18 protein-coding genes are annotated in these 21,535 nt (G+C 69.4%); 9 read left to right on the top strand and 9 right to left on the bottom strand.

The window, feature by feature from the left end:
* Positions 1–114 precede the first annotated feature (114 nt).
* Complete coding sequence (locus tag WJ12_RS16290; protein WP_059560988.1) at positions 115–1,050, bottom strand: 1-phosphofructokinase family hexose kinase; 936 nt, start codon at positions 1,048–1,050, stop codon at positions 115–117.
* 183 nt (positions 1,051–1,233) lie between these two features.
* Between WJ12_RS16290 and WJ12_RS16285 the strand changes: the two genes are divergently transcribed.
* Positions 1,234–3,027 carry an adenosylcobalamin-dependent ribonucleoside-diphosphate reductase gene (locus WJ12_RS16285; RefSeq protein ID WP_059560986.1) on the top strand — a complete coding sequence of 598 codons (1,794 nt, stop codon included), beginning with the start codon at positions 1,234–1,236 and terminating at the stop codon, positions 3,025–3,027.
* A 52-nt stretch (positions 3,028–3,079) separates the two neighbouring features.
* On the opposite strand, the gene ftsH is transcribed toward WJ12_RS16285, so the two are convergent.
* The 3 genes from ftsH to WJ12_RS16270 are packed head-to-tail and all read right to left on the bottom strand — an operon-like array spanning position 3,080 to position 6,218.
* Positions 3,080–4,987, bottom strand: a complete 1,908-nt coding sequence (gene ftsH, locus WJ12_RS16280) for an ATP-dependent zinc metalloprotease FtsH (protein WP_059560984.1) — start codon at positions 4,985–4,987, stop codon at positions 3,080–3,082.
* 33 nt (positions 4,988–5,020) lie between these two features.
* Positions 5,021–5,530, bottom strand: coding sequence for a BCAM0308 family protein (locus tag WJ12_RS16275; RefSeq protein ID WP_034192134.1), 510 nt, complete (start codon positions 5,528–5,530; stop codon positions 5,021–5,023).
* Positions 5,531–5,570: 40 nt separating this feature from the next.
* Positions 5,571–6,218, bottom strand: a complete 648-nt coding sequence (locus WJ12_RS16270) for a BON domain-containing protein (RefSeq protein WP_034192133.1) — start codon at positions 6,216–6,218, stop codon at positions 5,571–5,573.
* A gap of 282 nt (positions 6,219–6,500) precedes the next feature.
* Between WJ12_RS16270 and WJ12_RS16265 the strand changes: the two genes are divergently transcribed.
* The 7 genes from WJ12_RS16265 (at position 6,501) to WJ12_RS16235 (ending at position 15,247) form a co-directional block, all read left to right on the top strand.
* Positions 6,501–6,689, top strand: coding sequence for a DUF2964 family protein (locus WJ12_RS16265; protein WP_034192132.1), 189 nt, complete (start codon positions 6,501–6,503; stop codon positions 6,687–6,689).
* A 182-nt stretch (positions 6,690–6,871) separates the two neighbouring features.
* Positions 6,872–8,368, top strand: a complete 1,497-nt coding sequence (locus WJ12_RS16260; RefSeq protein WP_059560982.1) for an efflux transporter outer membrane subunit — start codon at positions 6,872–6,874, stop codon at positions 8,366–8,368.
* A complete protein-coding gene (locus tag WJ12_RS16255) occupies positions 8,365–9,438 on the top strand; it encodes an HlyD family secretion protein (protein ID WP_034192130.1) in 1,074 nt (357 codons plus the stop codon). The genes WJ12_RS16260 and WJ12_RS16255 overlap by 4 nt, the downstream gene beginning before the upstream one ends.
* Entirely contained in the window at positions 9,435–12,245 is a 2,811-nt protein-coding gene (rbbA, locus tag WJ12_RS16250; protein ID WP_059560980.1) for a ribosome-associated ATPase/putative transporter RbbA, read from the top strand. The genes WJ12_RS16255 and rbbA overlap by 4 nt, the downstream gene beginning before the upstream one ends.
* Positions 12,246–12,247: 2 nt before the next feature.
* Positions 12,248–13,372 carry an ABC transporter permease gene (locus tag WJ12_RS16245; RefSeq protein WP_059560977.1) on the top strand — a complete coding sequence of 375 codons (1,125 nt, stop codon included), beginning with the start codon at positions 12,248–12,250 and terminating at the stop codon, positions 13,370–13,372.
* Positions 13,373–13,498: 126 nt separating this feature from the next.
* Complete coding sequence (locus tag WJ12_RS16240) at positions 13,499–13,684, top strand: DUF2964 family protein (RefSeq protein WP_059560974.1); 186 nt, start codon at positions 13,499–13,501, stop codon at positions 13,682–13,684.
* Between the two features lie 159 nt (positions 13,685–13,843).
* Entirely contained in the window at positions 13,844–15,247 is a 1,404-nt protein-coding gene (locus WJ12_RS16235) for an MBL fold metallo-hydrolase RNA specificity domain-containing protein (protein ID WP_059560972.1), read from the top strand.
* Between the two features lie 90 nt (positions 15,248–15,337).
* Here the strand turns inward: WJ12_RS16235 and WJ12_RS16230 are convergent, their stop codons facing one another.
* The 5 genes from WJ12_RS16230 to WJ12_RS16210 are packed head-to-tail and all read right to left on the bottom strand — an operon-like array spanning position 15,338 to position 20,498.
* A complete protein-coding gene (locus tag WJ12_RS16230) occupies positions 15,338–16,378 on the bottom strand; it encodes a zinc-dependent alcohol dehydrogenase family protein (protein WP_059560970.1) in 1,041 nt (346 codons plus the stop codon).
* Positions 16,375–17,418, bottom strand: coding sequence for a bifunctional enoyl-CoA hydratase/phosphate acetyltransferase (locus WJ12_RS16225; protein WP_059560968.1), 1,044 nt, complete (start codon positions 17,416–17,418; stop codon positions 16,375–16,377). Before WJ12_RS16225 ends, WJ12_RS16230 begins: the two co-directional genes overlap by 4 nt.
* The gene (locus WJ12_RS16220) at positions 17,415–19,235 is read right to left on the bottom strand and encodes a PHA/PHB synthase family protein (protein ID WP_059560966.1); all 1,821 of its coding nucleotides are present in this window, start codon (positions 19,233–19,235) and stop codon (positions 17,415–17,417) included. The genes WJ12_RS16225 and WJ12_RS16220 overlap by 4 nt, the downstream gene beginning before the upstream one ends.
* Positions 19,232–19,978, bottom strand: coding sequence for a beta-ketoacyl-ACP reductase (locus WJ12_RS16215; RefSeq protein WP_034192122.1), 747 nt, complete (start codon positions 19,976–19,978; stop codon positions 19,232–19,234). Before WJ12_RS16215 ends, WJ12_RS16220 begins: the two co-directional genes overlap by 4 nt.
* Complete coding sequence (locus tag WJ12_RS16210) at positions 19,968–20,498, bottom strand: hypothetical protein (RefSeq protein ID WP_034192121.1); 531 nt, start codon at positions 20,496–20,498, stop codon at positions 19,968–19,970. Before WJ12_RS16210 ends, WJ12_RS16215 begins: the two co-directional genes overlap by 11 nt.
* A gap of 190 nt (positions 20,499–20,688) precedes the next feature.
* Here WJ12_RS16210 and WJ12_RS16205 point away from each other — a divergent pair, with 190 nt between their 5' ends.
* Positions 20,689–21,528: a universal stress protein gene (locus tag WJ12_RS16205; protein WP_059560963.1), complete on the top strand. Its 840-nt coding sequence runs from the start codon at positions 20,689–20,691 to the stop codon at positions 21,526–21,528.
* The last annotated feature ends 7 nt before the right edge of the window (positions 21,529–21,535 follow it).

Raw genomic sequence — 21,535 nt, 5'->3', positions numbered from 1 at the left:
GACCTCGTGGAATGGCTGCCCCATTTTTCGCGATCGCGGCCCGAATACCGCTGAGCCAGATCAATGATCGATCGCGCATCGACGCGATCGTGCTTGCGTCGAGCCGGCGAACCGTCAGCTTGCCTGCGCAACCAGTTCGGCATGAATCCGCTCGATGTCGTCGCGGGTGCACAGCGCCGTCCCCGGATGCTCGACCGACGCGGACGATGCCGCCAGCGCGTAGCGGCACGCGTCGTCGAACGGCACGCCGCGCGCCAGCGCCCAGACCATGCCGCCGACGAAACTGTCGCCGGCGCCGACCGTGCTGCATACCGCCGTCGGCCTGGCGGGCAGGCGCAGCGTGCGGTCGTGCGTGACGACCCAGGCGCCGCGCGCACCGAGCGTCAACGCGACGATGTCGGCCTGGCCTCGCGCCACGAGTTCGCTCGCCTTGCGGCAGGCCGACGTGTCGTCGAGCGGTTCGCCGGCCAGCGCGCTCAGTTCGCCGAGACTGGGTTTCACGAGATGAACGCCGGCCTCGAGGGCCGCTTGCAGCGCGCGGCCCGCCGCATCGACGACCACCCTGCTTCCCCGTGCCCGGGCCGTTCGCGCGAGCGTCGCATACAGGTCGTCGGGCGCGCCGGGCGGCAGACTGCCGCTCAGCACGAGGTAACGCGGCGCGGGCTGCATGGCGTCGATGCGGGCCGCGCAGTCGCGCCACTCGGCCTCCGTGACCGGCGGCCCGGGCATCAGGAAGCGGTATTCGCGTCCGGTCGCGGTCTCGGTCACGCACACGTTCTCGCGCGTCTCGCCCGCGATCCGGATGCGCACCGCCGGCAGGCGCTCCGCTTCGAGCAGCAGCGTCAAGACGTCGCCGGTCGGCCCGCCGGCCAGGTACAACGCGACGCAGTCGCCGCCGAGCCGGTGAACGGTCCGGGCGACGTTGATCCCGCCGCCGCCGGGGTCGCGCCGCGGCCGTGCGCAGCGCAGCTTGTGGGTATCGACGATGTGCTCGACCGACGTCGAGACATCGACGGCCGGATTCAGCGTGACGGTCACGATATCGGTCATGGCAGGTTGCTCGTAGTCGATGGCAGGCGCGCAGGATGTCGGCGTGGCTCCACGTTACGTCCGACGCCGGCGACGGCGTTGACCGCCATCAAGCGGTGCCGCGAAAGCACCCGGTTGCGCTCGATCAACGGCACGGCCGGGCAGGCGCCTACATTGAATCATTCGTTGTCGCCGAGCCCCGCCATGGACGAGCAGCCGCTTTGCACCACCGTGTTCGCCGAACGTTATGCGCAGCCCGGCGAAACGTCTCGCGCGGCCGTCTTCCGTCGGGTCGCGCATGCGCTGTCGCTCGCCGAGCCGACCGGATTGCGTGCGCAGATGGAGCAGGCGTTCTTCCGGAACCTGCAGCACGGCGCGATCGGCGCCGGCCGCATCCTGGCGAACGCCGGCGCGCGGACGGGCGGGACGATGATCAACTGCTTCGTCCATCCGCTTGCCGTGTCGCCCGACCGGCCGGTGCAGACCGTCGACGCCGCGCTCGAGCAGGCGCTCGACGACGCGCGGCTCACGCTGTTGATGGGGGGCGGAATCGGCTACGACTTCTCGCCGGTGCCGCCCGCCGGTGCGTACGAACGGCGCCTGTCAGCCGAACGAGGGGCATGCGCGGCCATCGACCGCTTCGATGCCATGTGCGGCGCCCTGCCGTTCACCGGCCCGCGCCGCGGCGCGCAAATGGGCGTGCTGCGCTGCGATCATCCGGATCTCCTCGCGTTCGTCGCCGCCAAGCGCGCACGCATGCGCTGGCCGACGTTCAACCTGTCGGTCGGCATCACGGACGCGTTCATGGAAGCGGTCGCGCACGATCTGCCCTGGGCGCTCGTTCATCACGCGCCGCCCCGCGCCGCATCCGGTGCATCGATCCGGCGGCTGGATGGGCGCTATCTTCATGCAACGGTGCCGGCCCGCGCGCTCTGGCACGAGATCGTCCATGCCGCACGCGACAGCGCCGAACCCGGGTTGCTGTTTCTGGACACGATCCGCGAGGCGAATCCGATGCGCGCGCACGAGCGGATCGACGCGACGAATCCGTGCGGCGAGCAGCCGCTGCCGTCCTACGGCGGTTGCGTGCTCGGACCGATCGACCTGTCGCGGTTCGTCTCTCACCCGTTCGGTGTCGACGGCAAACCGCGCTTCGATGCCGCGGCGCTCGCCGACGCGGTGCACATCCAGGTGCGCCTGCTCGACAACGTGCTCGACCTGACCGCGTGGCCGCTCGCGGCGCATGAACGGGAGGCGCGCCGGATGCGGCGCGTCGGCGTGGGCGTCACCGGGCTGGGCGACGCGCTGACGATGCTGCGGTTGCGCTACGACAGCATCGACGCGCGTACGGTGGCGGCCGGCATCGCGCGGACGATGCGCGAGCATGCGTTTGCCGCGTCCGCTGCGCTTGCCGCCGAGCGCGGCGCATTTCCCGCCTACGATCCGGCCGCCTATCTGAGCGGCCCCGCGTACCGCATGCGCCTGCCGCTGAAGGTCCATCACGCGATCGCGCGGCACGGGCTGCGCAACAGCCATCTGCTGTCGTTTGCGCCGGCCGGCAGCGTGAGCCTCGCCTTCTGCGACAACTGTTCGAACGGGATCGAGCCGGCCGTCGGCTGGACGCAGCGCCGCATGGTGCGCACGGCGGACGGGCGGATCCGTCCGTTTCGCGTGGAGAATCACGCTTACCGGCTGTTTCGCGAGCGGCACGGCGAGCACGTCGCGTTACCGGACTACTTCGTCACGGCGGCGGATATCGCACCGGCCGATCACGTCGCGATGCTCGCCGCATTGCAGCCGTGCGTCGACGCCGGCATCTCGAAGACCGTCACGATGCCCGGCCAGTGTTCGCTCGCCCAGGTCGATGCGCTGTTCTTCCAGGCCTGGCGCGACCGGCTCAAGGGCATCACCGTCTTCCGCCCCGATCCTCAGCTTGCGTCGGTCGTCGCGGATGACGCGGCACGACCGTGCGACAACGCCGTCTGCATCAGCTGTTGACCGGCACCATGGCCGACGGCAGGCGTCCGGCGTCGCTCCGGCGCTCGATCGCTCAGGCGGAGACGTCGTTGACGGCTTCCGTATCGGCTTGCGCCGGACGGTGCTCCCCGTCGCCATCGTCCGGCGGCCCCATGAGGGCCACCAGCCTGTCGTGATCGATCGATTCGTGCTGCAACAGGCTCTGCGCGATCCGTTCGAGCGCATCGCGACGCGCGCCGAGCGTCGCCGCAACCCGCGCATGCGCGTCCTCGAGCAGCGCGCGCACTTCCCCGTCGATCAGTTGCGCCGTGTGCTCGCTGCAGCGACCGTCGCCCGGCGTCCACACGCCCGGCGCCCCGCCCGGCGATGCCGCGTCGTCGAGCGTCATCAGGCCGATCGCGTCGCTCATCCCGTACTGCATGACCATGTGCCGCGCCAGCGCGGTCGCGCGTTCGAGATCGTTCTGCGCGCCGGTCGAGACGTCGCCGAACGCGATTTCCTCGGCCACCCGGCCGCCCAGCAGCACGTCGAGCCGGTCGAGCAGTTCGCTCCGGCGCAGCACGTAGCGATCCTCGGTCGGCACTTGCTGCGTATAGCCGAGCGCCGCGATGCCGCGCGGGATGATCGACACCTTCTTCACCGGATCGCAGTGCGCACGGCTTTGCGCGACGAGCGCGTGCCCTGCCTCGTGGTAGGCGATGGTCCGCTTCTCCTGTTCGTTCATCACGCGGCTCTTGCGCTCCATGCCCGTCATCGCGCGATCGATCGCCTCGTCGAAGTCGGCCATGCCGATCGCTGGCTTGCCGAGTTCGGCCGCATGCAGCGCGGCTTCGTTGACGACGTTCGCGAGATCGGCGCCGACGAAGCCCGGCGTGCGCGACGCCAGCTCGGCCAGGTCGACTTCCGGCGCGAGTTTCACGCGCTTCGTATGCACGGCCAGGATCTGCTTGCGTCCGGTCAGGTCCGGCCGGTCGATCGCGATGTGGCGGTCGAACCGTCCGGGGCGCAGCAGCGCCGGATCCAGGATCTCCGGCCGGTTGGTCGCGGCCATGATGATGACGCCCGAATTCGCCTGAAAGCCGTCCATCTCGACGAGCAGCTGGTTGAGCGTCTGTTCGCGCTCGTCGTTGCCCGACATCAGTCCGACGCCGCGCGCCTTGCCGAGCGCGTCCAGTTCGTCGATGAACACGATGCACGGTGCCTTCTGCTGCGCCTGCCCGAACAGGTCGCGCACGCGGGCCGCGCCCACGCCGACGAACATCTCGACGAATGCCGACCCGCTGATCGTGAAGAACGGCACGCCCGCCTCGCCGGCAACGGCACGTGCCAGCAGCGTCTTGCCGGTGCCCGGCGCGCCGACGATCAGCACGCCCTTCGGAATCTTGCCGCCGAGCCGCTGATAACGTTCGGGGCTGCGCAGGAACGCGACGATCTGCTGCAACTCGGCCTTCGCCTCGTCGATACCCGCGATGTCGTCGAACGTGATGCCGGTTTCCTGCTGCACGTACACGCGGGCCTGGCTTTTGCCCATGCCGCTCAGGTCCCTCATCCCGCCCGGCCGCCGCATCATGAAGTTCCATACCAGCAAGAACATGATCATCGGAAACATCCACGTCGCGAGCGTCGCGATCCAGCCCGAATCCGGCATCCCGCGATAGCGGATGCCGGCGGCGGTCAGCGCGGCGACCAGATGATCGTCGCCGACGCGGTTCGTCGTGAAGCGCCACGGCGGCCCGGCTTGCTTGACGGCAACCGCGTCGGAAGCCGGCAGCAGCGCGCCGGCTTCAGGCATGCGCAGCGCACCCGAGATCGACGACTGACCGATTTCGAGCTCGTCGACGAGCCGCGCGTCGACCAGCCGATGAAAATCGCTGTACGAAATCGATGTCGTCGCCGGCTGGGCCATCAGCAACTGATAGGCGATCAGGATGGCGAACGCGATCGGGATCAGCAACGCGGAGTAGTCGAATGGCTTCTTCATGACGTCGCGCCTGTGCGCCGGACTCGCGACCGCTCAAGCCGCGTCACGCGTCCAGCTCGCGCGCAGCAGGTCCTCGCTGTCGCGATAGTTGAACGCCAGCGCGCCGTGATGCGCATGCAGCAGCGCCTCGCCCATGCGCCTCACCACGTGCACGCCGGTGGTTCGAATCACGAGCGTGTCGCCGGATTGCTCGATCTCCATGATGCGTTCGAGCGCGTGCTCGCTCATTTCCAGACCGGCTTGCCGCTCGAGCAGTTCGAGGATCGCCGAGCGATGCTTGCGCATGTATTCGCCGCGCAGCACCAGTTCGCCCGCCGGCGCGTTTTCCCGCATGCGCTTGCAGGCCGGGCATTCGAGCTGACGCCGGTCGAGCGGCGTCGCGTACCAGGTCCAGCGGCCGGCATCGCAGACGGCCCCGCATCCGTCGCAGATCCGGTCGCCCGGCGGCCGTTTCGGCTCGCGGTAACTGTCCTTCGTGTGCGGTTGCATGCGCTTGTCGCGGCGCAGATAGTGGCGGCCGGGGCCGGAATGCGAGCGATTCATGGCTGCTTCTCCGTGGTAATGGACCGTACGGGCGCGACGCTCACGCGACGGTCAACCGGTCGACGACCTCGCGCACGCCCCTGACCGACGCCGCCGCGCCGCACGCGGCGCGTCGTTCCGCCAGCGACGCGACCGTGCCCGTCAGCGTGACGATGCCGTCGTCCGCATCGATCGAGATCCCGGCGGATTCGCGCTGCGCGCGACGGGCCAGCGCTTCGGCGATCCGGGTGCCCACGTCGGGCACCGTATGGTCGGCGCGCACCCGAATGCGGTTCGCGACACCGACGACGCCTTTCATCCGGCTCACCATCTTTTCCGCTGCGCGGCTCTGGTATGCATGATCGACCTCGCCGTCGAGCGTCACGCAGCCGTGATCGACCTCGACGCGAATCGCGTGATCGCGCAATGCCTCCTGCCAGCCGAGCGCGAACGTGATCGCGATCGCCAGTTCGTGGTCGGCGCAGGCATCCTCCGGCGGCTCGACGTTCAGCTCGAGCACCAGCGCGCGCGCATCCGCGACATGCAGCGCGGTTTTCTGCGCCTCGAGCTTCTGGGCCCAGCTGTCGACCGTGCCGCGCAGCGTCACGATCCGGTCGCGTACGTCGACGTCGATCCGGCGCGCATCGATCGCCGGATTCCAGAACAGCGCCTGCTCGACATCCTGCTTGAGTGCTGCATCGGACTTCATGTCGGTCTCCCGTCCGGGCGCGTGCCGATCGCGAAGCGTGCGACCGGAAGCGTGCCGTACCCGATTCAGCATCGCGCATGGCGGCGCCGGCGGCTTGACGAGGATCAATCAACCGCGGGCTTGCCGCCACGGCGCGCGCATGCGTCACCGCTGAATTCGTCTGTTGATGCAGATCAACGGTGCGCCGCGGCGCGACTCGATCATGACCGGAGACGCCGCGAACGCCGCGACAACGCCGGCAGGTCGCGTCGAGAGGGTAGAACCGCTTCCCGGGAGACCGTCATGAACCGAAAGCAGTACCGCATCGCACTCGCGACGCTGAGCGTGTTCATCGCGCTGGCATCGCTGGCCGGCATCGTGCACGGCATGCTGTTCGACGAACGGGTGTTCAGGTATTCGATCGTCACGTTGATCCTGAGCATCCTGTCGTTCGTCGTGCTGCTGAATCTCGCGCCCGGCGACCGCCTGTAAATGGCGCATCGGCCGGACGATCTGGCGTTTGCCTGTCAAGCGAGGGTTCACTCGAAACGCATTACAGCGGCAGTGATGCAGATCAAGGGGGCGCGCGGCAATCGTCGGATATAAGTGAACCCGAAGCGGCGTCGCCATGAAGGCGGCGTCATCCAGTGTTCGCGTATCCGATGGGAGATCCCATGCGCGCCGTCGCGCTTCCGCCGCTGTTTCAGCCTGCCTTCGCGCGGCGCATGCGTCTCGTTGCGCTGGCCGCCGGTGCGACCCTGCTGTCCGGATGCCTGTCGTTCGCGCCACCCGACGAACGTCCAGCCGCCCCGATCCCCGCCGCGTTCCCCGATCCGTCGGCTCGCGGCCCCGCCATTGCACAAGCGCCGCCTGCCTGGCAAGACTACTTCGTCGATGCACGCCTGCGCGCGTTGATCGAGCAGGCGCTCGCCAACAACCGCGATCTGCGTGCCGCCGTGGCCCGCGTCGAACAGGCGCGCGCCGTCTACGGCATCCGCGGCGCGGATCAGTGGCCGACGATCGGCGCCGGCGCGGCCTATGCGCGGTTTCGCACGCCCGGCGGCTTCCTGACGCCCGCGCCGATCGTCGGCCAGGTCTACGAGGTCCAGTTGGCCGAGACGCAATGGGAGATCGATTTCTGGGGCCGCGTGCGCAACCTGAAGGCGTCGGCGCTGCAGCGCTATCTCGCGAGCGACGCAGCCCGGCAGGCGATGGCGTTGAGCGTGATCACCGGCGTCGCGAACGCCTACCTGACCCTGTGCGAGATCGATGAACGGATCGCGCTGACGCGCGCGACGATCGATACACGACGCGAGTCGCTGCGGATTTTCCGGCTGCGTCATGCGGCCGGTGCGATCTCGCGCCTGGACCTCACGCAATCGGAGATCCTGCTGCAGCAGGCCGAGTCGCTCGGCACGCAGCTGGCGCAGGCGCGTGCATCGGCTGCCGATGCGCTGGCATTGCTGGTCGGCGCGACGCCGGAGCGGGCGGACACGCCGCTCACGCTCGACGACGGCGCCGTGATGCCGTCGCTCGCCCCGGGCCTGCCCGCCTCGCTGCTGACCCGGCGTCCGGACGTGATGGCCGCGGAGCACGAACTGCAGGCGACGCGCGCGAATATCGGCGCGGTCCGCGCGGCGTTCTTCCCGCGCATCGCGTTGACGAGCGCGATCGGTTCGGGAAGCAGCGCGCTGCACGACCTGCTGTCGTCCGGAGCGGGCGTGTGGTCGGTGATCCCGAACGTCACGCTGCCGCTCGTCGACGGCGGCCGCAACCGGTCGAATCTCGCCCTCGCGCGCGCGCAGCGCGACGAGGCCCTCGCGCAGTACGAGCAGACCGTGCAGCGCGCATTTCGCGACGTGTCCGATGCCCTCGCCGCGCGCTACTGGCTCGCCGATCAGGTCGCGATCGAGCATGCCACGCTCGTCTCCCAGATGGAGCGGGCGCGCCTCGCGAAGCTGCGCTACGACAGCGGCGCCACCCGCTTCCTCGAAGTTCTCGATGCACAACGGGACCTGATGAACGCGGAGCAGCAATGGGTCATGACACGTCGCGCGTTGCTGTCAAGCCGCGTCGCGCTGTACGGCGCGCTCGGCGGCGGAACGACCGATACCGGCAAGACCGCCGCCGCACCGGACCACCTTTCCACCGATTCGGGTTCCCGACAATGAAAACCATCAAGCACCCTCTTCTGATCGGTGCCGGTGCGGCCGTGCTCGCGATCGGCCTCACGTATTACGGGTGGACCCGCTGGCGCGACGGACAGTCGGATGCGGGCCTCGTCAGCGGCAACGGCCGCATCGAGGCGACCGAGATCGACGTCGCGACCAAGCTGCCGGGACGGGTCACCGCGATGCTCGTCGACGAAGGCGACTTCGTGACGGCCGGTCAACCGCTGGCACGCATGGACGTCGTCGTCCTGCAGGCCCAGCTCGACGAGGCGCAGGCCCGGGAACAGCAGGCCGTGAACACCGCGGCGAGCATCGACGCGCAGGTGGCCCAGCGCCGCAGCGACAAGGCCGCCGCCGCCGCGCTCGTCGTGCAGCGGGAAAGCGAGTTGGACGCCGCGATGCGACGCCTCGCGCGTTCCGAAACGCTGTCGCGGGACGGTGCGTCGTCGCTGCAGGAACTCGACGACGATCGCGCCCGCGCGGGCAGCCTGAAAGCGACCGTGAATGCCGCGCGCGCCCAGGTGGACGCCGCCCAGGCCGGGATCGACGCGACCCGCGCGCAGCTCGTCGCGGCGCGCTCGGCCGTGACGGCCGCGCAGGCGACGGTCGCACGCGTGCGGGCCGACATCTCGGACAGCGAGCTGACGTCGCCGCGCGACGGGCGCGTCCAGTATCGCATCGCCGAATCCGGTGAAGTCCTGCCGGCGGGCGGCAAGGTGCTCAATGTCGTCGACCTGTCCGACGTCTACATGACGTTCTTCCTGCCCGAAACGGTCGTCGGCAGGGTGCCGCTCGGCGCCGACGTGCGGATCGTGCTCGATGCGGCACCGGAATACGTGATTCCGGCCCGCGTGTCGTACGTGTCGAGCACCGCGCAATTCACGCCGAAGACGGTCGAGACGGCCACCGAACGGCAGAAGCTGATGTTTCGGGTCAAGGCACGCATCGACCGCGACCTGCTGCAGCGCCACCTGAAACTCGTCAAGACCGGCCTGCCGGGCGTCGCGTGGCTGAAGACCGATCCGGGCGCAGGCTGGCCGGCCCGCCTCGCGATCAAGGTGCCGCAATGAAGTCGACGTTGCCCGTCGACACCGGGGCCGGCGCGGCGGAAGATCCGCCGGCGTCCGCGCCATCGGGCATGGTCGCCCGGCTGTCGGGTGTCTCGTTGCGCTACGGCGCCACGTGCGCGCTGGACGACGTGACGCTCGACATCCCGGCCGGCCGCATGATCGGGCTGATCGGGCCGGACGGTGTCGGCAAGTCGAGCCTGCTCGCGCTCGTGTCCGGCGCGCGGGCGATCCAGCAGGGCCGGGTCTGGACGCTCGACGGCGACCTGTCGTCGCGCCGCCATCGCGCGCGGGTATGCCGGCGCATCGCCTACATGCCGCAAGGCCTGGGCCGGAACCTGTACGCGACGCTGTCGGTCGAGGAAAACCTGCAGTTCTTCGCGAGACTGTTCGGCCACGATGCGGCCGAGCGGCGCCGCCGCATCGACGCACTCACGCACAGCACCGGCCTACATGCGTTTCTCGACCGCCCTGCCGGCAAACTGTCCGGCGGCATGAAGCAGAAACTCGGCCTCTGCTGCGCGTTGATCCACGATCCCGACCTGCTGATCCTCGACGAGCCGACGACCGGCGTCGACCCGCTGTCGCGCGCCCAGTTCTGGGAACTGATCGAACAAATCCGCGCCGCGCGTCCTGCGATGAGCGTGCTCGTGGCAACCGCCTACATGGACGAGGCACGGCGGTTCGACCGGCTGATCGCGATGGACGCCGGCCGCGTGCTGGCGACGGGCAGCCCCGCGGAGCTGCTCGCCCGCACCGGTTGCGACACGCTGGAAGACGCGTTCGTCGCGCTGCTGCCGGAAGCGCGGCGGCACGGGCACCAGCCGGTCCGGCCGACGCCGTTCGAGCCTGGCGCGGCCGCCGACTACGCGATCGAGGCCGACGCGCTGACGATGCGCTTCGGCGATTTCGTCGCGGTGGACCACGTGAGCCTGAAGATCCGGCGCGGCGAAATCTTCGGGTTTCTCGGCTCCAACGGCTGCGGCAAATCGACGACGATGAAGATGCTCACGGGCTTGCTCGCCGCGTCCGAAGGCACGGCGACGCTGTTCGGCCGGCCGGTCGCCGCGAACGACATCGACACGCGCAGGCGGGTCGGCTACATGTCGCAGGGGTTTTCGCTGTACGGCGAACTGACCGTCCGGCAGAACCTCGTGCTGCATGCGCGCCTGTTCGGCGTGCCCGAACCGGACCTGCCCGCGCGGATCACCGAAATGGTCGGGCGCTTCGGGCTCGCCGAGGTGCTCGACGCGCTGCCCGAACGCCTGCCGCTCGGCATACGCCAGCGGCTCTCGCTTGCCGTGGCGATGGTCCACAAGCCCGACCTGCTGATCCTGGACGAACCGACGTCAGGCGTGGATCCGGTGGCGCGGGACGACTTCTGGCGCTTGATGATCGCGCTCGCGCGCAACGATCGGGTCACGATCTTCATTTCGACGCACTTCATGAACGAGGCCGCCCGTTGCGACCGCATCTCGCTGATGCACGCGGGCCGCGTGCTGGCGAGCGCCGCGCCCGACGAACTGGTCCGCCAGCGCGGCGCCGGCACGCTCGAGGAGGCGTTCATCGGCTACCTGAGCGACGCGCAGCGTACCGACGCCGCGGACGGCGCACCGTCCGACGCCGGCTGGCTCGCCCCGCCGCCCGCGGCGGCCGGTGCCGGCGGCGGCGCTCATGCGGCGGCGTGGTTCAGCCCGGCGCGCGCCGGCAGTTATCTGTGGCGCGAAGTGCTGGAGCTGCGACGCGACCCGTTGCGCGCGACGCTGGCGCTGTTCGGCTCGCTCGTGCTGATGTGCGTGATCAGCATCGGGATCAGCCTCGACGTCGACAACCTGACGTTCGCGGTGCTCGACCGCGATCAGTCGATCCTGAGCCAGGACTATGCGCAGAACCTCGCCGGTTCCCGCTACTTCGTGCCGCGCGCGCCGCTCGTCGACGATCGCGACATCGAGCGCCGCATGCGCAACGGCCGGCTGTCGCTCGCGATCGAGATCCCGCCCGGTTTCGCTCGCGACGTCGCGCGCGGGCGCCGCGTCGAGATCGGCGCATGGGTCGACGGTGCGATGCCGATGCGCGCGGAAACGATCCGCGGCTACGTGGCCGGCATGCACGAGAACTGGCTGCGCGACCAGGCGAAGCGCCGGCTCGGCATGTCGCTCGCGCCGGCCGTCGACATCGCGATCCGCTATCGCTACAACCCCGACGTCAAGAGCCTGCCGGCCATGATTCCCGCGATCATGCCGATGCTGCTGCTGATGCTGCCCGCGATGCTGACCGCGCTCGCGGTCGTGCGGGAGCGCGAGCTCGGCTCGATCGTCAACCTGTACGTGACGCCCGTCACGCGGGCCGAATTCCTGCTCGGCAAGCAGGCGCCGTACGTCATGCTCGCCATGCTGAACTTCCTGCTGATGGTCGTGCTGGCCGACGTCGTGTTCGGCGTGCGGATCAAGGGCAGTTTCGCGACGCTGGCGGCCGCGGTGCTGATCTTCAATGTCGTGGCCACCGGTATCGGGCTGTTCGCGTCGACGTTCACCCGCAGCCAGATCGCCGCGATCTTCATGACGATCGTCGGCACGCTGATTCCCGTCGTGCAGTTCTCGGGCCTGCTCACGCCGCTGTCGTCGCTCGAGGGCAGCGGCAAGTGGGTCGGCACCGCCTATCCGGCCACCTACATGCTCGCGATCAGCCGCGGCGTCTACAACAAGGCGCTCGGGCTGGCCGACCTGTCGTCCCAGTTCTGGCCGATGCTCGCGGCCGTGCCGGTCATCATGGTGGCGACCGGCATCCTGCTGCGCAAGCAGGAGCGGTGATCATGTCACGCCTGCTCGTCATCTACCGGCTCGGCATCAAGGAACTGTGGAGCCTCGCCCGCGACCCGATCCTGCTCGCGCTGATCGTCTACACGTTCAGCGCATCGATCTACGTCGCCGCCACCGCCCGCCCGGAAACGCTGCACAAGGTGCCGATCGCGATCGTCGACGAGGACGCGTCGCCACTGTCGGCGCGCATCGCGGCGGCGTTCTTTCCACCGCAGTTCGCGCCGCCGCCGATCGTCGGCGCCGGCGCGGCCGATCGCGGTCTCGACAACGGCGACTACACGTTCTCGCTCGACATTCCGCCGGACTTCCAGCGCGACGTGCTGTCCGGCCGCCGCGCGACGATCCAGCTCAACGTCGATGCGACCCGCATGACGCAGGCGTTCACCGGCGGCAGTTACGTCCAGCAGATCGTGGGGGGCGAGATCGATGCGTTCGTGCACCGCCATCGCGGCACGTCCTTGCCGCCCGTCGATCTCGCGATGCGGATGCGCTTCAACCCGAATCTCGACGAAGTCTGGTTCGGCGCGCTGATGGAGCTGATCAACAACGTGACGATGCTGTCGATGATCCTCACCGGGGCCGCACTGATTCGCGAGCGCGAGCACGGCACGATCGAGCATCTGCTCGTCATGCCGGTCACCGCGGCCGAAATCATGCTCGCGAAGGTCTGGTCGATGGGGCTCGTCGTCACGGTGGCGGCCGTCGCTTCGCTGACGTTCGTCGTGGGCGGCGCGCTGCACGTGCCGATTCCCGGGTCCGTGCCGCTGTTCGTGGCCGGGATGGCGTTGCACCTGTTCGCGACGACGTCGATGGGGATCTTCCTCGCAACGCTCGTGCGCAGCATGCCGCAGTTCGGCATGCTGCTCGTGCTGGTGCTGCTGCCGCTGCAACTGCTGTCGGGCGGACTGACGCCGCGCGAGAGCATGCCGCCCGTCGTGCAGGACATCATGCTGGCCGCGCCGACCACCCATTTCGTCGAACTCGCGCAGCGCATCCTGTATCGCGGTGCGGGGCTCGATGCGGTGTGGGCCCAGTTCGCGGCGCTGTTCGCGATCGGCTGCGTGCTGTTCCTGCTGTCGTTGACGCGGTTCCGCAAGACGATCGGCCAGATGGCGTGATCGGGGCGTCGCCCCCGCGACGTCGGGATTCGTCCGTTGATACAGATCAAGCGGGCGGGCGCGCGGCACGCGATCATGGGGCCATGTGTTGCGCAATCCGCGGCGGCCGCCTCCCGGGAGAACGTCATGATGGGTCTGCCATACCGAAGCGCGCTCGCGACGCTCTGCGTGTTCGTCGCGCTCGCGTCGCTGCTGGGCGTCGTGCACGCGATGCTGATCGACTCGCGGGTCGTTCCGTACGCGGCCGTCGCGCTGGTTGCCGGCATCGTCGCGTTCGTCGCGCAGCTGGATCCCGCGTCGTCCGGGCGCTAGCGGCACGGCCGGGCGCGCGGGATTCGCGATCATGAACGGCATCCTCCGGCTCGCCCGGCCGGCACGCGGATCCCGCCATCCCTGATTTCGATCAACCGCCGCGCGCGCGTTCGGGATGTAATCGACCTACTGTTCCGTCGACTCGCGGTGAGGCAATCCATGAAACTGACTTTTCTCGGTGCGACCGAAACGGTGACCGGCTCGAAGTATCTGGTCGAGCACGGCAGCCGGCGCGTGCTGGTCGATTGCGGCCTGTTCCAGGGGACGAAGAACCTGCGGCTGCGCAACTGGCGGCCGCTGCCGCTCGCGGCCGACACGCTGGACGCGGTCGTGCTCACGCACGCGCACCTCGATCACACCGGCTATCTCCCGGTGCTCGCGCGCGAAGGGTATCGCGGGCCGGTCTACTGCACGGCGGCCACCGCCGAACTCTGCGACATCATGCTGCGCGACAGCGCCCGGCTGCAGGAGGAGGAAGCCGACTTCGCGAACCGGCACGGTTACTCGAAGCATCATCCGGCGCAACCGCTCTACACGCTGGACGACGCGCAGCGCGCGCTGCGCCTGCTGAAGCCCGTCGCCTTCGACGAATGCACGGCGCTGGGCGGCGGCGTGTCGTTCCGCCTGCTGCCGGCCGGGCACATCCTCGGCGCGGCGAGCGTCGTGATGCACTGGGATCACAAGGTGCTCGCGTTCTCGGGCGACCTCGGCCGGTACCACGACCCGATCATGCAGCCGCCGCGCCCGCCCGCGCACGCGGACTACCTGGTCGTCGAGTCGACGTACGGCGACCGGCTGCACCCGGCGTCGGACCCCGAGAATGAACTGGCCGCGCTGTTCGACAAGACCTTCTCGCGCGGCGGGGTCGTCGTGATGCCCTGCTTCACCGTCGGCCGCGCGCAGGAAATCCTGCACTACATCGCGCGGCTCAAGGCGTCCGGCCGCATGGCGCGCGTCCCGGTGTTCCTCGACAGCCCGATGGCGACCGACGTGACCGAGCTCTATCGCCACCATATCCTCGAACACCGGCTGACCGTTTCCGACGCGAACGCCCTCGGCCACGCGGCCACGATGATCCGCTCGGTCGACCAGTCGAAAGCGATCGCCGAACACCACGGCCCGATGGTCATCATCGCCGGCAGCGGGATGGCGACGGGCGGGCGCGTGCTGCACCACCTGACCCGCTACGCGCCCGATGCGCGCAACACGATCGCGCTGGTCGGCTACCAGGCGGCCGGCACGCGCGGCGCGGCGCTCGCCGCGCACGAGCCGACGCTGAAGATTCACGGCGAATACGTCCGCGTGCGCGCGCAGGTCGAGTCGATCACGACGCTGTCGGCCCACGCCGATTACGAAGAGATTCTGAACTGGCTCGGCACGATGCAGGGCGCGCCCGTGCGGACGTTCGTCACGCATGGCGAACCCGCTGCCGCGGATGCGATGCGCCGGCGCATCTCGGAACGCCTGCATTGGCCGTGCGAGGTGCCGACCTACGAGCAGTGCGTCGATCTCGACGAAGCCGAATCGCGCAGCACGCAGGAACCGGCCGCGCTGTCGTCCTGACCGCCGGCGAAGCGCCGGCAAGACGCCTGCCGCGCGTGACGGAACGCGCCGCCGCCGCGGTTTCCGCCACACGCGGCCCCGGGCCGGCACTCAGCCGATCTCGATGATGACCTTCAACGCGCGGGTTTGCGCGGCGCGCCCGAACGTGTCGTACGCGCTTTCCACGTCGTCGAGCGAAAACCGGTGCGTGATCAGGCGCGCCGGATCGAGGCGTCCGGCCCCCACGGTCTTCAGCAGCATCGGCGTGCTGACGGTGTCGACGAGCCGCGTCGTGATCGAGATGTTGCGATCCCACAGCTTCTCGAGGTGCAGGTCGGCCTTGACGCCATGGACGCCGACGTTCGCGACCACCCCGCCGGGCGCCACCAGCGACGTGCACATCTCGAACGTCGCCGGAATGCCGACCGCCTCGATCGCGCAATCCACGCCCACGCCGTCGGTCAGCTTCATCACGCCCGCTACCGGGTCGCCGTCGCGGCCGTCGAGGCAGTCGGTCGCGCCGAAGCGCCGCGCGACGTCGAGCCGATGGCTGTCCGGGTCGATCATGATGATCCGCGCGGGGGAATAGAACTGCGCGGTCAGCAGCGCGGCCAGCCCGATCGGCCCGGCCCCGACGATCGCAACCGAGCAGCCCGGCTGCACCTTGCCGTTCAGCACGCCGCATTCGAAGCCGGTCGGCAGGATGTCGGACAGCATCACGAGCGCGTCCTCGTCCGCGTCGGCCGGAATCCGGTACAGGCTGGTCGCCGCATGCGGGATGCGCACGTACTCGGCCTGCGTGCCGTCGATCCGGTTGCCGAGGATCCAGCCGCCGGTCGCGCAATGCGAATACAGGCCGCGGCGGCAGTATTCGCAGCGGCCGCACGACGAGATGCATGAAATCAGCACGTGGTCGCCCGGCTTCGGCGAATCGACCGCCGCGCCGACCTGCTCGACGATGCCCACGCCTTCATGGCCGAGAACGCGGCCCGGTTCGCAGGTCGGCACGTCTCCCTTGAGGATGTGCAGATCGGTGCCGCAGATCGTCGTGCGCGTCACGCGGACGATCGCGTCGGTGGGCGACTGCAGTTCCGGCCGGGGCCGCTGTTCGAGCGCCTTGCGCCCGGGCCCGTGATACACGAGTGCTTTCATCGCGATTCCTCCATCGAAAGGGGGGCCTGTTCAGGCATCGGGGCGGCGTCGTGCCGGACTTGCGCCAGCAACACCGCGAGCGCGCAGGAGGCGAGCCGGACGGCGACGCCGTCGGCGCGGCTCGTCAGCACGATCGGCACGCGCGCGCCCACGACGACGCCCGCGTTCGCGGCGCCGCCCAGGTATTCGAGCTGTTTCGCGAGCATGTTGCCCGCTTCGATATCGGGCACGACGAGGATGTCCGCACGGCCGGCAACCGGCGAGTCGATCCCCTTCTCGCGCGCGGCGCGCTGCGATATCGCGTTGTCGAACGCGAGCGGGCCGTCGACGATCGCCCCCGTGATCTGCCCGCGCTCCGCCATCTTCGCGAGCGCGGCCGCGTCCAGCGTCGAACGCATCGCCGGATTGACGGTCTCGACCGCGCACAACACGGCCACGCGCGGGCGCGCGACACCGAGCGCATGCGCGACGTCGACGGCGTTCTGCGTGATCGCCGCCTTCTGCGCGAGATCCGGTGCGATGTTCACCGCCGCGTCCGTCAGGATGAACGGCCGCGAATACGCGGGCGCGTCGATCAGGAAACAATGGGACATGCGCTTGTCCGTGCGCAGGCCCGATTCCGCGGCCACGACGGCCTCCATCAGCTCGTCCGTATGCAGACTGCCCTTCATCAGCGCGCCGGCGCGGCCCGCCGCCGCGAGTTGCACCGCGCGGGCCGCCGCCGCATGGCTGTGCGGCACGTCCTCGATCGGCCATTTCGCCAGATCGACGCCCGCCTCCGCCGCCACGCGCGACACCTTCGCGCGCGGCGCGACGATCAGCGGTTCGATCGATGCGCCCAGCGGCGACGCGGCGAGCGCGGCGAGCGCGACGAGGCTGGCCGTGTCGCACGGATGCACGACGGCCACCGTCAGCGGCGGCGCATGGCACGCACGCGCGATCAGTTCGGGCGGCGCGCCGTCCGCGCGCGGCAACAGGCCGGGCAGGCACGCGTCGGCGGGCGCTTCCGGAGGCAGGTTCGTCTTCGGGTTCAGGTTCATGTCTCGAGCACGTAACTGCCGGGCGCGGCGCCGAAGCCGGCGGCCGGCACCCGTGCCGGCACGTCGCCCGACGAATGCGCATGCAACCAGTCGCGCCAGCACGTCCACCACGAGCCGTCGACCGCGGGCGTTGCGCTCGCGAAATCGTGCCGGCTGCGGTATGGCGCGCCGGGCTCGCGCGTCGCGCAGCGATAGTGGCGTCCCGGATGGCCGGGTTCGGACACGATCCCGGCATTGTGGCCGCCGGAGGTCAGCACGAACGTCAGCGCGTGGTGCGTGAGCAGATGGAGTTTGTAGACGGAATGCCAGGGCGACACGTGATCGCGCTCGGTCCCGACCGCGAACGTCGGCACGTCGATATCCGACAGCGCGACAGGCCGCCCGTCGACGCAGTAGCGGCCGGCCGCGAGATCGTTGTCGAGGAAAAGCCGCGTCAGGTATTCGGTATGCATCCGGTACGGCATGCGCGTGGTGTCCTCGTTCCACGACATCAGGTCGTTCGGCTTGGTGCGCGTGCCGAGCAGGTATTCGCTCATCATGCGCGACCAGATCAGGTCGCGCGCGTTCAGCAGCTGGAACGCGGCCGACATTTGCGCGCCGTCGAGGTAACCCTGCCGCCACATCAGCGCATCGAGCGCGGACAGTTCGCTGGCATCGATGAAGAGGCCGAGCTCGCCGGGCTCGCTGAAATCGGTCTGGGCGGCCAGCAACGTGATGGACCGCAATACCTCGTGTTGCCGCCCGTCGCGCGCGAGCGCCGCCGCGCCGATTGCCAGCAGCGTGCCGCCGAGGCAATAGCCGACCGCGTGAACGGCCTCGGCGCAGATCGAGCGGGCGGCGTCGAGCGCCGCCATGCACCCGTCGCGCAGGTAATCGTCGAGCCCGAGCTCGCGCGCTTCCGCGCCCGGATTGCGCCACGATACGGCAAACACCGTGTAGCCGGCGTCGACCAGGAAGCGAATCAGCGAATCGTGCGGCTGCAGGTCGAGGATGTAGTACTTCATGATCCACGACGGCACGATCAGGATCGGCTCGCGTGCGACGTCGGCCGTCGTCGGGTCGTATTGCAGCAGCTCGCACAGCGCGTTGCGCCAGACCACGCGGCCCGGCGTGATCGCCACGTCGCGCCCCGGCAGATAGGTGCGTGTGTCGCGCGCCCGCGTGCCGCGCGTGCGTTCGAGCAGCGCGTGCGCGTCGTCCAGCCAGTGCCGCAGCCCTGCCGCGAGATTCGCGCCGCCGCTGCGCATCGTCGCGTCGAGCACGACCGGGTTGGTCGCGAGGAAATTGCCCGGCGAGCATGCGTCGAGCCACTGCCGCGCGGCGAATCCGACCAGTGCCTCATGGTGCCGTTCGACGCCCGGCACGCCGCGCGTCGCGTCGCGCCACCAGCGCTGGATCGACAGGAAGCCGTCGCGGTACGCGCAAAACGGCCAGCCGGCCCATGCGGGCGCGACGAAGCGCGGATCGGCCTGCCCGGCGTGCACCGCCAGGCCGCTCGTGTCGGCGGCGTCGGCCTCGTCGTCGCCCGGGTTTGCCGCCGGTGCGGCAGCGGCCAGCCACGCCTGCGTCGCAAGCTCGAAGCATTTTCCCGGCGACACGGCCAGATGCGCGCCCCAGTCGAGCACGGCCAGCGCGAGCGACACGGGCGACAGCCCGAAGGTCATCGCGGCCACGTTCGCATGCGCGGCGCGGTTCCATTGGTCGGCGGGCGACGGCCGGGCCGGCATGCATTCGGCCGGGTTCGACGCCGGTGCGTGCGTACCCGTTGGCCGTTTCGGCTCGTGCTCGACCGGCATGCGCGTGACGGATGCTTTCATCGCATGTGCATGCCGCCGTTGACGTCGAATTCCGCGCCGGTCGCGAAAGCCCCCGCATCGGAACACAGGAAGGCGACGAGCTCGGCGATCTCGTCCGGATTGCCCAGGCGGCCGACCGGAATCTGCGGCAGGATCTTGGTGTCGAGCACTTCCTTCGGCACCGTCGCGAGCATCGCGGTCGCCAGATAGCCGGGGGCAACCGTGTTGACCGTCACGCCGTGGCGCGCGAGTTCAAGCGCCAGCGCCTTCGTGAAGCCATGGATGCCGGCCTTCGCCGCCGCGTAGTTCGCCTGCCCGTACGCGCCGCGCGAGCCGTTCACCGAGCCGATGTTGACGATCCGCCCGAAGCCGGCCTCGATCATGCCCGGCACGAACGGCTTCGTCATGTTGAACATGCCGTCGAGGTTGGTGCGCAGTACCGCGTCCCACATGCTCTTGGTCATCTTCACGAAGGTCGCGTCGTGCGTGACCCCCGCGTTGTTGACGAGCACGTCGACGCGCCCGAACTCGGCCAGCACGCGCGCCGCGCAGTGCTGGCACGAATCGTAGTCGGAGACGTCGACTTCGAAAGCGTGGAACGTCCTGCCCGCGTCGCGTTCCTGCGCGAGCCACGTCGCGACGTGGTCGTTGCGCTCCGTATGCGACACCGCCACCGTCATGCCCGCGTCGTGCAGGCGCCGGCCGATCGCCGCGCCGAGCCCGCCCATTCCGCCCGTGACGAACGCGACACGATCAGCGCACATGATCGTTCTCCCGGGCGTCGGTCACGCCGTTCAGACGGCGACGGGCAACCGGCGCCTCGTCGTTCGCGTCCTCGAGCCCGCGTTCCAGTGCCGTCATCCATTCGGCCCACGGCATGCTGGCTTCGTTGACCGCGGCCAGTCGTCCCAGATCGGGCAGCCAGTCGGTCTGATAACGCGACAACGCACCCGCGCCGTATTCGCGCAACCAGTTGCGCCACGCGCCGGCGTTCTCGAACTGCGCACGCATGCCCAGCTCGACGGCATCCTGCCAGATCGCGACGCTCGCGATCGCGTAGTCGCGCATCACCTGCCGGGTCGCCTCGCCGAACGCCGTCCATTCTTGCGTTTCAGCCAACGCCTGCTGCAGGTGGCCCACCGCGGCGCGGTCCCGCTCGATACGCCGCCCGGCCAGCGCATGCCATTCATGCTGCCAGTCGCGGTTCAGCGCGGCCATGCGCAGCGCGAGATCGCAGCCCGCGCGGCAAACGTCGTTCGGTGTCGTCCAAGCGTACGTACTCATCGGCTTCCCTCTTTCGATCCGGTCAATGGGTTGGCATCGCGCCACATGCCGCCTGCCCGGGATCGGCATCGCGACCGCTTCACTGTGCGGGCATCGCGCGCGGGAGCCGTTGATCTGAGTCAAGTACGCGGAAACCCTGCTTCGTAGACTGGATTGCACTGGCGGTTCCCCCGTCGATGGAGCGATTCCGATGAGCTACAAAAGCATGCTCGTGCACCTCGATACGAGCGCCCGCGCGCATTCGCGCCTCGAGTGCGCGTTGCGTCTCGCCCGGCGCTTCGGTGCGCATCTCACCGGGCTGTTCGCGGTCTACACGCCCGAGCCCTACTCGTTCTACGTGATGGCCGGCTCCGCCGACTATTTCCACGCGCACCGCGAACAACGCGACGAGCGGCTCGCCGCGCTGGAACGCCTGTTCCATGCGGAGACCGCCCGGGCAAAAGTACCGGCCACCTGGGTTCGCGCGGACGAGCGCGCGAACGTGGCCGTGCCGCGCGCCGCCCGTCTCGCCGATCTGGTGATTGCCGGCCAGAGCGACCCGAACGACCCCGAGACCTATATCGACGACCAGTTTCCGGAGAACCTCGTGTTGTCCGCCGGCCGCCCGGTGCTGTTCTGGCCGTACACCGGCGAATTTCCGTCGATCGGCGAACGGGTTTTCGTCGCATGGGACGGCAGCCGCGAAGCCGTTCGCGCCGCGCACGACGCACTGCCCTTTCTGGAGCATGCGAAGCGCACGACGGTCGCCGCCGTGGTCGACGGCAACTCGGAAGCGACGACCACGCGCATTCCGGCCGCCGATGCCGCGCTGATGCTGGCCCGCCATGCACGCGACGTGAACGTGCTCGACATCGATGCCGGCGCCGGCTCGGCGGTCGGCGACACCTTGCTGTCGCGCGCGTATGAAACCGGGTCCGACCTGCTCGTGATGGGCGCCTACGGCCATTCGCGCTGGCGCGAGCTGGTGATGGGCGGCGCCACGCGCACGGTGCTGGCGTCGATGACGCTGCCGGTGCTGATGTCGCACTGAGGGCGGC

The organism is Burkholderia seminalis (assembly GCF_001718535.1).
GTDB lineage: Bacteria > Pseudomonadota > Gammaproteobacteria > Burkholderiales > Burkholderiaceae > Burkholderia > Burkholderia seminalis.
Note: the sequence above shows the minus strand (reverse complement) of the source record. Positions and strands in the feature narration are given on the sequence as shown.

What these genes read in the sequence shown, in the direction of transcription:
- WJ12_RS16290 (WP_059560988.1), bottom strand. Translation starts at nt 1,050, where the DNA reads ATGACCGATATCGTGACCGTCACGCTGAATCCGGCCGTCGATGTCTCG.
- WJ12_RS16285 (WP_059560986.1), top strand. Translation starts at nt 1,234, where the DNA reads ATGGACGAGCAGCCGCTTTGCACCACCGTGTTCGCCGAACGTTATGCG.
- ftsH (WP_059560984.1), bottom strand. Translation starts at nt 4,987, where the DNA reads ATGAAGAAGCCATTCGACTACTCCGCGTTGCTGATCCCGATCGCGTTC.
- WJ12_RS16275 (WP_034192134.1), bottom strand. Translation starts at nt 5,530, where the DNA reads ATGAATCGCTCGCATTCCGGCCCCGGCCGCCACTATCTGCGCCGCGAC.
- WJ12_RS16270 (WP_034192133.1), bottom strand. Translation starts at nt 6,218, where the DNA reads ATGAAGTCCGATGCAGCACTCAAGCAGGATGTCGAGCAGGCGCTGTTC.
- WJ12_RS16265 (WP_034192132.1), top strand. Translation starts at nt 6,501, where the DNA reads ATGAACCGAAAGCAGTACCGCATCGCACTCGCGACGCTGAGCGTGTTC.
- WJ12_RS16260 (WP_059560982.1), top strand. Translation starts at nt 6,872, where the DNA reads ATGCGCGCCGTCGCGCTTCCGCCGCTGTTTCAGCCTGCCTTCGCGCGG.
- WJ12_RS16255 (WP_034192130.1), top strand. Translation starts at nt 8,365, where the DNA reads ATGAAAACCATCAAGCACCCTCTTCTGATCGGTGCCGGTGCGGCCGTG.
- rbbA (WP_059560980.1), top strand. Translation starts at nt 9,435, where the DNA reads ATGAAGTCGACGTTGCCCGTCGACACCGGGGCCGGCGCGGCGGAAGAT.
- WJ12_RS16245 (WP_059560977.1), top strand. Translation starts at nt 12,248, where the DNA reads ATGTCACGCCTGCTCGTCATCTACCGGCTCGGCATCAAGGAACTGTGG.
- WJ12_RS16240 (WP_059560974.1), top strand. Translation starts at nt 13,499, where the DNA reads ATGATGGGTCTGCCATACCGAAGCGCGCTCGCGACGCTCTGCGTGTTC.
- WJ12_RS16235 (WP_059560972.1), top strand. Translation starts at nt 13,844, where the DNA reads ATGAAACTGACTTTTCTCGGTGCGACCGAAACGGTGACCGGCTCGAAG.
- WJ12_RS16230 (WP_059560970.1), bottom strand. Translation starts at nt 16,378, where the DNA reads ATGAAAGCACTCGTGTATCACGGGCCCGGGCGCAAGGCGCTCGAACAG.
- WJ12_RS16225 (WP_059560968.1), bottom strand. Translation starts at nt 17,418, where the DNA reads ATGAACCTGAACCCGAAGACGAACCTGCCTCCGGAAGCGCCCGCCGAC.
- WJ12_RS16220 (WP_059560966.1), bottom strand. Translation starts at nt 19,235, where the DNA reads ATGAAAGCATCCGTCACGCGCATGCCGGTCGAGCACGAGCCGAAACGG.
- WJ12_RS16215 (WP_034192122.1), bottom strand. Translation starts at nt 19,978, where the DNA reads ATGTGCGCTGATCGTGTCGCGTTCGTCACGGGCGGAATGGGCGGGCTC.
- WJ12_RS16210 (WP_034192121.1), bottom strand. Translation starts at nt 20,498, where the DNA reads ATGAGTACGTACGCTTGGACGACACCGAACGACGTTTGCCGCGCGGGC.
- WJ12_RS16205 (WP_059560963.1), top strand. Translation starts at nt 20,689, where the DNA reads ATGAGCTACAAAAGCATGCTCGTGCACCTCGATACGAGCGCCCGCGCG.